Raw genomic sequence first — 12,616 nt, forward strand, 5'->3', positions numbered from 1 at the left:
CTTGTAAGGTATGGGTGGATATTCAATCAATTAACGGTAAAGCACGTCTTGTCAGTGTGCCATTTGGTATGCGAAAAGAACGGTAGTTTGGAAAATTAGGTTCTCTACCGCCGGGCCTGGGGGAAAGTTGAGGCAATAGAAAATGAGGCTGTCTCAAAAGTAGAGGGGCCTTATTTCATGCCAACCAATATTTGGTTAATTACTATTTGCATTCTGCATGGCGAAGTCGGACGTGACCCGGTCGGACGCGACCCGGTACCACCTCGCGGTAGTTACGAAGGATGAAAAATTATATTTTGAACAAAAAGAAAGAGGCTGCCTTTTGAGACAGCCTCTAATAGTTGGGTGAGGAAGGTGATTAGTGGGCCTCCAGCCAGTTACTGCCAAAGCCAACACCAATCTCCATGGGTACGGATAATGGATGAGCGTTTTTCATGAGCTCTACGACTTGTTTTTCCATGAGCTCCTTTTCTTCCAGATGAACATCAAAAACAAGTTCATCATGTACCTGCATGATCATTTTGCTTTTCAGCTTCTCTTTTTTCATCCAATCATAGATGTTGATCATGGCGATCTTGATGATATCAGCGGCGCTGCCCTGAATAGGGGCATTGATGGCGTTTCGCTCAGCATAGCCTCTGATGGTGGCATTTCTCGAGTTGATGTCTCTCAGGTAGCGTCTGCGATTGAGTATGGTTTCCACATACTCCTGGCTACGGGCATCATTTACCACGCGGTCCATGTATTCTTTTACTGCGGGAAACTCTTCGAAGTAAGCGTTGATAATATCACTGGCCTCACCCCTTGGTATATCGAGCCGTTGAGAGAGGCCAAAGGCGGATATCCCGTAGATTATGCCAAAATTGGCTGTTTTTGCTTTGCGCCGCATATCACTATCCACTTCCTCCAGGGGTACTTTGTATATCTTGCTGGCAGTGGTGGCATGGATATCACGCCCGTTTTTAAACGCATCAATCATACTCTCGTCTTCCGAGAAGGCGGCCATGATGCGTAACTCAATCTGGCTATAGTCTGCAGCCATTAGGGTATATTCTTCACTACGGGGTACGAACGCACGCCTTATTTCCCGGCCGCGGTCTGTACGGATAGGAATATTCTGCAGGTTGGGGTTAGTGGAGCTAAGCCTGCCTGTAGCCGCTACAGCCTGGTTATAGTTAGTATGAATGAGCCCTGTACGGGGGGATATGAGTAGAGGTAAGGCATCTACATAGGTAGACTTGAGTTTATTGAGTTCGCGGTAATCCTGAATAAGCCTTACGATTTCGTGCTCATTCGCATATTTTACCAAAACCTCTTCACCGGTAGCGTACAGGCCGGTCTTTGTTTTCTTAGGCTTAGTATCTATCTGCAGCTTTTCAAACAGTATAGGACCGAGTTGCTTGGTTGAGGCTATATTAAATTCCTCTCCAGCTAACTCGTAGATACGCTTTTCGATCTCCACACTCTCCTTTTCGAGGGCCTTGCTATAGGACTGAAGGGTTTCGGTGTCAATTTTGACGCCTTCTGCTTCCATATCTGCAAGGACACGGGTTAGTGGGGATTCGACCTTCAGCAGCAGGTCGTCCAGATTGTGTTTTTTAATGTCTTTTTCCAGAGACAGTTTAAGCTGGAGGGTTATGTCGGCGTCTTCTCCTGCGTATTCGGCTACCTTTTCTACCTCAGCGTCGCGCATACTTCCCTGTTTTTTGCCTTTCTTCCCAATCAGGGTTTCAATGGAAACTGGGGTGTAGTTGAGGATGGACTCGGCAAGCACATCCATATTATGGCGCATATCAGGCTCCAGCAGGTAGTGGGCTATCATGGTGTCGAATAAGGTGCCTTTCACCTCTACACCGTACCGCTTGAGCACGAGCATATCATACTTAAGGTTTTGCCCTATTTTGATAACGTCAGGATTTTCCAGCACTTCTCTGAAGAAAGCCACTATAGAGAGGCACCCGTCACGATCGTCGGGTACAGGTACGTAGTAAGCCTCTCCGGCCACATAACTGAATGACAGCCCTACAAGCTCAGCTTCATGGGCATCAAGACTGTCAGTCTCTGTGTCAAAGCAAAATTCTTTTTGCCTGCCCAGGTATACCGCCAGTTCTTTAAGCTTTTCCTCTTCCTCTACCAGGTGGTAATGGTGTGGCGTATTATAGATAGTGTTCCGGCTACTGATGGCCACAGCCGTTTCGGGTGCTGCTTCGGAGGCTGGTTTATCCTCTTCCTCTTCCTTTTCTTCGCTGCCAAAAAGCCCCATTTGTGCTGTGTCTTTCTTCACCTTTCGGGTGGATTTGGACTTCGGGATCTCTTGCCCAAGGACGCGGCGGGCGAGTGTACGGAACTCTAACTCTTCAAACAGCCTGTTAATTTCCTTCTCATCAGGCTCACTGCACTTGCAGGAGTCAGGATCGAAATGGACGGGAACTTCTGTGTTAATGGTGGCCAGCTCTTTAGAAAGGATGGCCTGATCAGCGTATTTTTCTACGTTTTCTTTTTGCTTGCCCTTAAGGTCCTGGTAGTTTTTGACCAGCTCCTCTACTGTGCCATATTTCTTTAGGAGCTTGGCGGCAGTCTTAGGCCCTATACCTGGTATACCGGGGATATTATCCACACTATCTCCCTGCAATCCCAGCATATCGGCGACCTGGTCCACCCGCTCAATATCCCATTTCTGTAGTACTTCTGGTATACCGAGTACATCTACCCCGTTGCCCATGAAGCTGGGTTTGTACAGGTAAACATGTTCGCGTACAAGCTGGCCGTAGTCCTTGTCAGGGGTCATCATAAATACCTCAAAACCAGCATCACCCGCTTTGTGGGCTATGGTGCCGATGAGGTCGTCTGCCTCAAAGCCGTCCTTTTCGATTACGGGGATATTGAAGGCCCTTACGATGTCTTTTACCACAGGGATGGCTACTCTGATATCTTCGGGCTGCTCTTCACGCTGGGCCTTGTACTCCGGAAAGCGCTCGTGGCGGAAGGTGGGAGCACTGGTATCAAAGGCTACAGCTATGTGGGTAGGCTTTTCTTTATTAAGTATTTCTACAAGGGTGTTTGTAAAACCGAGGGCAGCACCGGTATTTACCCCTTTAGAATTTATTCGTGGATTTTTGCTGAAGGCAAAGTGGGCGCGGTAGATCAGGGCCATGGCGTCCAGCAAAAACATTTTATTTTCAGGCTTGCTCATACGGTAAAAATATAAAATATCTGACAGGGCTGTGTTTTGCTGCAAGGCAAAAAAAAGAGAAGCTATTGGCTTCTCTTAAAATCTTTTTGTTAAAGCAATAGCATGCTATACGGAGACTTTAACTGTTTCGGACAGTTTGTTTACTACATAGTCCAGTTCTTCCTTAGTATTTCGTTTACTGAAGCTAAAGCGGATGGCGCCGCGGTTCTCTTTGTTTTTTACTACTTCAGCCAAGACATGTGAGCCTATGCTGGAACCGCTGCTACAGGCACTGCCCCCGGAGGCTGATATCTGCTGTATGTTGAGGTTAAAGAGAAGCATAGCATTATCTTCCACATTAGGCACGCTCACATTGAGTACAGTGTAAAGGCTCCGGCTAGCATTAGCGCTGTCTCCATGAAAACCGACTTCAGGGATTTCGGTTTTAAGGCGATCGATCATGTAATCTTTGAGGCCCTGAATATGTGCCTGGTGGTCATCCATATCCCGGTAGGCTATTTCTAATGCCTTGGCGAGGCCGATGATGCCATATACATTTTCTGTTCCACCGCGCATATTACGCTCCTGGGCCCCTCCGGTTATGAGAGGGTGTATTTTATGGTTGGCGCTAACATACAAAAAGCCCACTCCTTTGGGCCCATGAAACTTGTGCGCAGATCCAACAATGCTACAACAATCGAGTGCCTGCAGGTCATGACGGTAATGTCCCATAGTTTGAACAGTGTCTGAGTGATAGACAGCGCCAAATTCTTTGCAGAGCCCCGATACGGAGGCAATATCAGTCAGGTTACCGATCTCATTATTTCCATGCATCAATGAAACGAAGCACTTTTCCCCCGCTTTTTCCAGCAGTGAACGCAGGCTATCCATATCGATATGGCCTCTTTCATCAAGAGATACGTAATGCAATTTGACCTTGCCTTCTTTCTCTACTGCCTGCAGGGTATGCAGCACGGCATGATGCTCGATCCGGGAGGTAATGGCATGTTTGATGCCATATGTGTCAATAGTACAGCGAATGGCTGTATTGTCTGCTTCTGTGCCTCCTGAGGTAAAGAAAATCTCCGCAGGAGCTGCATTAAGCAGATCAGCTACTTTTTTCCGGGCTTTTTCCAGGCCTGATTTGACTTGGTTACCGTGAGTGTGGATAGATGACGGGTTGCCGTAGTATTCAAGCATATAAGGCTTCATGGCCTCAAATACTTCCTCATCCAAAGGGGTGGTAGCGGCATTGTCCAGGTAAACCCTCATGTTGTTTAATCTTATGCGTTAGTAGAAATTATCTCCTTAATGTCAGAGATAATCTTATTAGCCAGGTGTTCAGCGGTTGCCTGCGATTCACTTTCGCTATAAATACGGATAATGGGCTCCGTATTAGACTTTCGCAAATGTACCCATTCTTTATCAAATTCCACCTTTACGCCGTCGATGGTATTGATTGGCTGATTGTGATACTTATCCTGAATTTCACTCAGGATCTGGTCTACATCTATATTAGGCGTAAGCTCAATCTTATTTTTAGAGATATAATAATTAGGGTAGCTGGCCCTGAGCATCTTAGTTGACTTACCAAAGTGAGCCAGGTGGCTAAGAAATAATGCTATACCTACCATGGCATCCCGTCCATAATGAAGTTCGGGATAGATAATACCCCCGTTACCTTCGCCACCGATGACGGCTCCTGTTTCTTTCATCATGGTGACTACATTCACCTCGCCTACCGCAGACGCTTTATAGGTACCACCATGTTTTTCGGTTACATCCCTCAGGGCGCGTGTAGAGCTCAGGTTGCTTACGGTATTTCCTTTACTGTGCTTTAAAACATAATCAGCGACAGCTACCAGTGTGTATTCCTCTCCAAATGGCGTCCCGTCCTCACAAATTAAGGCGAGACGGTCTACATCAGGGTCTACCACGATGCCCAGATCATACTGCCCGTGCTCTACTTCGTGGCTTATCGCATTTAAGTGCTCAGGCAATGGCTCGGGGTTGTGAGGAAAAAGGCCGTTGGCGTCACAATACATCTCATTTACATGCTCTACTCCCAATGCAGCCAGTAACTTGGGTAGTGCTATCCCTCCGGAACTGTTGACACAGTCTATTACAATACGGAAGCCACGCTTACGTATAGCTTCCACATCGACAAGGTCAAGAGCAAGGATTTGATCTATGTGCTTATCTATATAGGTAGTATCCTGACGGTACCCCCCAAGCTTTTTTACATCAGCGAAGAGGATTTTGCCGCTTTCGGCAATTTCAAGTACTTTTTTGCCGTCTTCTGCGGAAATGAACTCGCCTCGTTCATTCAGAAGCTTAAGGGCATTCCAGGGAGCAGGGTTATGGCTTGCCGTAAGGATAATTCCGCCGGCAGCCTGTTCCATAGTTACGGCCATTTCCACTGTAGGGGTAGTGGAGAGATCTAAATCTATTACTGTAAAGCCTAACCCCTGCAATGAACCGGTAACCAAGTGGCTGAGCATCTCGCCTGAGAGGCGGGCATCCCTGCCAATTATTACCTTGTCCCTGGTACTGTTTTGTTTCAGCCAGTAGCCGTAGGCTGAGGTAAATTTTACAATATCAATAGGGGTGAGAGCATCACCTTCCAGTCCACCGATGGTACCCCGGATACCGGAAATAGATTTAATTAAAGCCACGAATTGAAATACTTTTTTGTGAAGGTAAAACTAAGAAAAGTATGGTGATGGCGACACCACAGGAGGGTCAATTAAATTTTTCCAGGACCTTCTCCACTTCGGATTTATTGTTTTCTTCCTCTTTACCGCAGGCTTCTCCGGCTTCAATATCACGGCCGCAAAATCCACAGGTGCCTCCTTCTTTATTGAGAAAAGGACTCTGGGAGGCGCATGTTCCTTTAAACTCGCCGTTCTTTAAAAAGAGAAGACGAACAGACATAAGGATAAAGAAAAGTGCTAAAAAGCCGATGCCCAGCAATACAGTTGTCATAACTTCTTAATTTTGTGCAAAGTTATTTGTTCTGACTGATTAACGCACTTATTCAGGGCAAAGTTTCTAACCGGAAAGCACATCACATGAAAAGACCAGAAACAAAACCTGATCTTAAAAGAAAGGACAAGCTCGAAGCCTTTGACAGGTTACTCACGATCATGGACGAATTGCGTGAGAATTGCCCCTGGGATAAAAAGCAAACCCTGGAAAGCCTGCGTCACCTGACCATTGAAGAAACCTTTGAGTTATCTGATGCTATCCTTGAGGGTGATCTGGACGAGATACGCGCAGAGTTAGGTGATATCATGCTGCACATGGTGTTCTATTCGAGAATTGGTAGCGAAAAGAAGGCGTTCGATATAGCTGATGTGCTCAATGGGGTATGTGATAAGCTAATAAGGCGGCATCCGCATATATATAGCGATACTGAAGCGAACGATGAAGCAACAGTAAAAGCTAATTGGGAGAAGATCAAGCTACAGGAAAAAGGGAACAAGTCCGTACTTGGGGGTGTACCCAGGTCACTTCCGGCCTTGGTCAAAGCCATGCGGATACAGGAAAAAGCGCGCGGGGTAGGGTTTGACTGGGACAGTCCTCACCAGGTGTGGGAAAAGGTGGAAGAAGAGATGGGTGAGTTTCGGGGGGAATTTGACGTAGCTTCCGGTGAGGTGGCTGATAAGCAGAAAGCCAGCGATGAGTTCGGCGATCTTATGTTTAGCCTGATAAATTATGCCCGCTTCCTGGACATCAATCCCGAAGAGGCGCTTGAACGCACCAATAAAAAATTCATTAAGCGCTTTCAGTACCTGGAGAAGGCCTCCGCTCAAGACGGTAAAAAGCTTGGTGAGATGACTTTACCAGAAATGGATAAATATTGGAATGAGGCTAAAAAGCTATAAGTCTACCCTGTTTTGCCTTCTTTCTGAAGCTCGCGCCGTATGCCTTCCTGCAGGTCTTCCATAGATATTACTCTTTCATTTCGGGAAAGGCTCATGAGTGCACAGTAGCGGATTACGTTACTGATAGCTCCTCCGGACAATTCATGCGTTTTGGCTATTTGCCTGAGGTCTACATCTTCTGCAAGTGCCATATCTTCGCCGAAAGCCTTTTTCCAAAGCGTAAGCCTGAGGCTGGCGTCCGGAACCGGAAAGTATATCACGCTTTGAAAACGGCGGGTAAAAGCCTCGTCCATATTACCTTTCAGGTTACTGGCGAGGATGATAAGCCCGGGGTAGTCTTCTATCCGCTGCAGCAGGTAGCTTATTTCCTGGTTGGCGTACCTGTCATTGGCGCTGCTTGTATTGACGCGTTTGCCAAATAGGGAGTCGGCTTCGTCAAAGAAGAGTACCCACTTTTTGTTTTCTGCCTGGTCAAATACGTTTTTCAGGTTTTTCTCAGTTTCACCGATGTACTTTGATACGACCATACTGAGGTCCACACGGTATACATCCAGCCCAAAGCCTTTTCCGAGGAGGCTTGCGGTCAATGTTTTACCGGTACCGGGCGGGCCATAAAAGAGGCAGCGGTATCCACGGCGAATCTTTCTACCGATGGTAGGCAGGCTAAGGAGGTCCTGGCCATGTGCAAGCCATGCTTTTAACTCTTCCAGGCTTTCCCAGGTATCATAACTAAGCACAAGATCCTCCCACTCCAGCGGAGTGTTAATGACCTGCGCGGGGAACCGGCTGCTGTACTTGGGGCGAATAGGCTCACCCGTACGCACCATACGCAGGGCTTCGTTTGAGATAAAAAGCTGCCCTGATAACTCAGGTTCGCCAGCCTCGCTTTCCGTGAACTGGATAAGCGCCGAACTGAATAGTGGGTTAGTGATATTAAAAAAGTCCAGATAAGCGATACGGCGGGTAGTATCAGCCCCTGCCAGAAGAAAGAGGGCTGTTTCGCCAGTAGGGAGTACACCTCCGTGGCTTTTACCCACCAGTCCTCCGAATATCGTGTAAGGCCGGGTCGTGCCCGATGGGGTAAGCCTGAGCATATCAAGGACCTCAGGCTGCAGGTGTGGGGCTAGGGCAAGCGCAAGTACCAGCCGCTGCTCCTCCGTCAGGTTAAGGGTTTTGACTATGTTTTCATAGGCACTACCATTTTCTGGCATTACGGGGGCTTCAGGCAGTTCTGCTTCCTGATTCGTAAGGTAGGCATCTATACGGGCCCTTACGGCTTCGGCCAGCCAGTCAAGTTCTAATGCTAGCGTCTGATACAAGGTGTGGGTTTGTTTAGCTTTAACAATGGGCGAAAATACAATGGCAGGATTTGATGCACCTGGTCAAGCTGCTTTTTTTTATTACGTAGGGGCTTTTGAGTAAGCATATAAATAAAAACAGGACCGGGGGGAGAGTTTAATATAGTAATTGACTCCTGGAATGAGTTGGTGCGGTTAGGACTGGGTGATGAGTAATAGTTAAAACCTACTATTTGAGATATATACAAACAGTCCAACGCCACTCCCGGAAGCTATGTCTGAGGATTAAATGGACCTATCCGGCTGAGTCGATGGCGACCAGGCTCCCGAGGGTATTCTACTTTTGTGCAATGCCTGGCTTGGGGTGGGCAGTGGCTCTATGGGGAATGGACTCTGGCTGGGGGTCATCTTCATTACCTCTGAACAGGAAGCCGCTGCTTAGTGTACCAGTATATTTATACGAATAGAATGAATATTGGAAAAGTTTAATATTGACTCTTTGCAGGCAGTGGGTCGAAGGAGGGATAAACGTATGCCGAAGGCAAGTAAGACTCATAGCGAAGGAGAAGCGAAGCAGAACCGTATTAATAGCGAACCAGAAGCGAAAGATGAGAAGGGGAAAGGAGGCGGATTCTTTTGGAAAGAGGGGGGAGGAGGGGTTCTTATGGTATTGTAAAAGTACAAAAAATGGAGATGGTTTGCAATAGACTGCTTCTAAAGGAAGGCTACGCCATTATTGAAGCAAAGGCGATATTTTGTCGGTTACACAGCTGATCGTTGTAAAGGCCTCCAGGCCATTTTGCCCAGGCTGGTTTTCACCTTCTTTTTACCGCGGCCGTTCTTGCGATTACTTTCTTTGACCTGCTGGTCTAAGTGCTCGTCAAGCTCACTCAAAAGGCTCTCTTCTAAAAAATCCTTGAGAAGGGGAGTCAGGGCACCGTCACTACCCAACAGATCGCCACCGCCTAGCAGCTTCTCGCGAGCTTGTTGTTTGAATGACTCGTAATCGAATTCTTCTTTCTTATCCTTCATCGTGTCTTTAAGATAGTTACTGTACTACTTAGTGACACACTTTATGTAATAGTCTCTTTTCATTGGAGATGATCGACAAAATATCTTCTCTGTGATCGATGCTTTTATCGCCAAAAGAAAAATTCAGTCAATAATGTAAAAAGCCCGATCTATCCGATCAGGCTTTCTAAATCTTTATCTACTGTATTCAGGCACTCTCTCTTTTATTTCGCCCATTAAGTTTATAAGTTTTTCCTTATTGGTTTCTATTGTTTCAGGAGCAATAGGATTTTCCCTTGTCAAGATTAAGTACTTCCCATTGTCCGTATGTTCGTACTCAATGCCTTCCAGATCATCAGGGATGGGGATTTCAAAATCATTTGAAAAATAGGTGACCCAGCCTAACGGAGCTTTGTAACCTCTTGCAACCTTATTGAGGTCTCTGTCAGAAATTTTAATCACTGAATAATCAACTGAAAAAGATGCTTTAGCTGTGTCCAAAAAGAACTTGGCTTTTCCCAAAGCATCAAAACATACTTCATCTACTGATATACTAGCTATTTTCGACCTGAAACTGTTTGAATTTTGGAAACTGAAATTTAAGGTCATCAAAGAAGTATTTTGGCTTTTTACTTCTAAGCCAATAGATATAATAGATTCACTCATGACAAAATCAAGAGTTGGATTTTCTACTTTATCCATTTTCTGGATTTCCTTAATGTTTTTATGTAGGACTTCTTCTGCTAACTGTTGTTTAGCATCATCAGCATTAACATTAATACTTTGATATAAAGGCTTCTTTTCTGACACAACACTTATTTGATTATAGTCTGCATCGGATAAGGACAATTTCACATAAAAATTAATAATCTGTTCTGCAATCTGAGCAATAGATAACTTCTCTCTTTTTAAAGTTACCAGTGGAACTAACTTTGCTCTTATCATATCTAATTTATAATCGTTTGTTGAACAACATGAATCACCTCAATATCAATTCCTGCATCATCAAATAGTTGTTGTATTCCATCAGCTCCTAATTCAGTAGACACTTCCCATTTAACAGGTGCACCATTTGCAGCACGAACTTGGGCGTCACCTTGATCTAAAATACTCTGAGCTCTAGTGTTGTTTTTCACTGTGCCATCAGCATTGAAAACACTACTACCATGTCCGTATTTCCTGTCAATTAAGTTTCCATCTGAATCAATATTATCAAAGCTTCTTCCGCCTTTATCAAAACTTAAAGCAGCATCTCCACTAGCTTCTTTTTGGTACTGTTTAGCATTTTTCAGCACGAAGGATTCGTTACCTTCTGCTGGTTCTGGAAACTTCTTGTGGCTAATACTTAAACCATCAATATTGGCATCCGATCCTCGCTTCACTGCATCTAAAACAGCGTCTGGGCTATCCCAAGCTTGACCCTTGAGTTTAGGAGAGCTTAACAGGTCACCAATACCATCTGCGTCTAATCCGAGATTGTTGTTTTTGGCTACATCATCAAATTTGCTCAGGAAATTCGGGTCTTTTCGGAAGGCATCTGGAATGACATCCGTACCTAAATCATCTAACCGCTTCCACGCCTCAACCAACCCCGGTTCGGCTTCAAATTTAGCCAAAAGGCTGGCATCTGAAAGGGTTTCGTCCAGTTTAGACAAGGTCGTGCCATCAAGGTTCAGACCCTTGATTTTGGCTATCAGTTCCTGGCTACGAATGCCGTTCAGGTGCGGATAGCCGGCAAAAAGGGCCTCAGGAATCATGGATTCCCCCCTCACTCTCTTCGCCTCTTCAGCCTGTTCGATGATGTCATCCAGCTTGTCCGCGGCCTGGGTCTCTCCCTGCGCGCGCAGGGTCTTGCTGGCCTTACGGCCATTCGTCACTAAATCAGTCAGCACATCCGCACTGAAAACGGTCAGGTCTACGGTGATACTGATCCAGTAGTAATTATCGACAAACCACTCGCCTCCTTCATCTCGAATGGCTTGCTGAATGTCAGGCCGCTCCATGGCCTGGTCCAGGGCCAGCTTTCCTATCTCTATGACGGCGAGCATACGTAAAAGGGCCGGCGCCCCGCGGGTGAGCAGTATTTTAGAAGCAGCGCCAAGGCCCAACAGGTTAGAGCCGGTGCTGATCACGTCCATCAGGTGCTCCCGGTTGCTTTGGGTGCCATGGTAGTAGACGAACAGGGCGGGAACCAGTAGTACTTCTTCCTGGCTACCGGTATGCAGTTTCACCAGGTCGAGGGGGTTTACATCGGCGATGCCGGGCTGCTCTTTCGAGCATTGGACGCTGGTGCCGAAGTTACGCCTGCCCAGGCAGGCGTACAGGCCGAGGTGGTCCTTGCTGTTAAACCGGCTGCCTTCTACCAATACATAGGCGAGGCCTCTGTGGGCAGGGTTTACTTCATATATCTCCGCAGGCACTTCGCCTAAGCGGATAAAGTGCTCAGTCTGCCCAGGGCCAAAGCGATTGGTTAGCTCCCAAAGGATGTTGACGAAGGTGCTGAGGTCTTCCCCATCCAGGCCGGCATAAAGATCATGGACCAGGCCGGGGTGGTCATACAGGGTCTGGTAGAGGGACTGCTTGTCACTATAGGCCTTAAGAATGTTTATGACGGCTATCTCTTCATTGGTGCCGTTTACATAGAGGCCGTCGTCCATTATACAGCCTGATAAAGAGATTAATGCCTGGTAAAGGCTTTCATCCGGTAATTCGGAGGCGACGAAAGGGGGAATGGTTTCGTAGATGACATCAAGCTTGTCACAGTCGCCATCCGCATTGGTTATTGCTTGCTTGTAGATGTCCAGGTAATATGGATGAGCGATAGAGGGAATGTGAAACCCTATCCTGTGGAGCAGCTTTTCAAAATCTTCAAAAGTGTAAGCCCACAGGCGAATGGCGGTGCCTTCTTTATCCGCATAGGGTATGTCGAGGTAAAAGCCGGTGTGGGTATGGCGTTCGGGGTCAACGGAAAGGCCTGTTTTGAGGTAAATATCATCCGGATAGGCCAGGTCAAGCACGCCATTACCGGACAGCTCGAGGTACAGGCGGCCATAATGTACAATCTGTTCGGCACATGCAAGCTCAATGACATTAACCCGCTGGAATGGCTCACTGAGACCCTCAGAAAACCACCAGATTACAAAGTCAACCGCATGAATTACTACCTATTAAACATTAGGATGCAATACGCTCAGGGCCGAAGGGATACGAAAAGAAATTTAATAAGGCAAAGAGTATAAATTTAAAGC

At 46.5% G+C, this 12,616-nt stretch carries 11 protein-coding genes; 3 read left to right on the forward strand and 8 right to left on the reverse strand.

Annotated elements, in window-relative coordinates; all coding sequences use genetic code 11:
- Positions 1–358 precede the first annotated feature (358 nt).
- From polA to AB9P05_RS08630, 4 genes are all read right to left on the reverse strand, one after another.
- Positions 359–3,193 carry a DNA polymerase I gene (gene polA, locus AB9P05_RS08615; protein ID WP_371908419.1) on the reverse strand — a complete coding sequence of 945 codons (2,835 nt, stop codon included), beginning with the start codon at positions 3,191–3,193 and terminating at the stop codon, positions 359–361.
- A gap of 105 nt (positions 3,194–3,298) precedes the next feature.
- Complete coding sequence (locus tag AB9P05_RS08620) at positions 3,299–4,444, reverse strand: cysteine desulfurase family protein (protein WP_371908420.1); 1,146 nt, start codon at positions 4,442–4,444, stop codon at positions 3,299–3,301.
- Positions 4,445–4,455: 11 nt separating this feature from the next.
- Positions 4,456–5,847, reverse strand: a complete 1,392-nt coding sequence (glmM, locus tag AB9P05_RS08625; protein WP_371908421.1) for a phosphoglucosamine mutase — start codon at positions 5,845–5,847, stop codon at positions 4,456–4,458.
- Between the two features lie 67 nt (positions 5,848–5,914).
- A complete protein-coding gene (locus AB9P05_RS08630) occupies positions 5,915–6,157 on the reverse strand; it encodes a hypothetical protein (protein ID WP_371908422.1) in 243 nt (80 codons plus the stop codon).
- A gap of 86 nt (positions 6,158–6,243) precedes the next feature.
- On the opposite strand from AB9P05_RS08630, the gene mazG reads away from it, so the two are divergent.
- Positions 6,244–7,059 carry a nucleoside triphosphate pyrophosphohydrolase gene (gene mazG / locus AB9P05_RS08635; RefSeq protein ID WP_371908423.1) on the forward strand — a complete coding sequence of 272 codons (816 nt, stop codon included), beginning with the start codon at positions 6,244–6,246 and terminating at the stop codon, positions 7,057–7,059.
- A 2-nt stretch (positions 7,060–7,061) separates the two neighbouring features.
- Here the strand turns inward: mazG and AB9P05_RS08640 are convergent, their stop codons facing one another.
- A complete protein-coding gene (locus AB9P05_RS08640) occupies positions 7,062–8,378 on the reverse strand; it encodes an ATP-binding protein (RefSeq protein WP_371908424.1) in 1,317 nt (438 codons plus the stop codon).
- 511 nt (positions 8,379–8,889) lie between these two features.
- Between AB9P05_RS08640 and AB9P05_RS08645 the strand changes: the two genes are divergently transcribed.
- Complete coding sequence (locus tag AB9P05_RS08645) at positions 8,890–9,033, forward strand: hypothetical protein (RefSeq protein WP_371908425.1); 144 nt, start codon at positions 8,890–8,892, stop codon at positions 9,031–9,033.
- Between the two features lie 86 nt (positions 9,034–9,119).
- On the opposite strand, the gene AB9P05_RS08650 is transcribed toward AB9P05_RS08645, so the two are convergent.
- From AB9P05_RS08650 to AB9P05_RS08660, 3 genes are all read right to left on the reverse strand, one after another.
- A complete protein-coding gene (locus tag AB9P05_RS08650) occupies positions 9,120–9,389 on the reverse strand; it encodes a hypothetical protein (RefSeq protein ID WP_371908426.1) in 270 nt (89 codons plus the stop codon).
- Positions 9,390–9,563: 174 nt separating this feature from the next.
- Positions 9,564–10,313: a hypothetical protein gene (locus AB9P05_RS08655; protein WP_371908427.1), complete on the reverse strand. Its 750-nt coding sequence runs from the start codon at positions 10,311–10,313 to the stop codon at positions 9,564–9,566.
- Between the two features lie 2 nt (positions 10,314–10,315).
- Positions 10,316–12,385 carry a hypothetical protein gene (locus AB9P05_RS08660; RefSeq protein WP_371908428.1) on the reverse strand — a complete coding sequence of 690 codons (2,070 nt, stop codon included), beginning with the start codon at positions 12,383–12,385 and terminating at the stop codon, positions 10,316–10,318.
- Between the two features lie 36 nt (positions 12,386–12,421).
- On the opposite strand from AB9P05_RS08660, the gene AB9P05_RS08665 reads away from it, so the two are divergent.
- Complete coding sequence (locus AB9P05_RS08665; RefSeq protein ID WP_371908429.1) at positions 12,422–12,607, forward strand: transposase domain-containing protein; 186 nt, start codon at positions 12,422–12,424, stop codon at positions 12,605–12,607.
- The last annotated feature ends 9 nt before the right edge of the window (positions 12,608–12,616 follow it).

The organism is Roseivirga sp. BDSF3-8 (genome assembly GCF_041449215.1).
GTDB lineage: Bacteria > Bacteroidota > Bacteroidia > Cytophagales > Cyclobacteriaceae > JBGNFV01.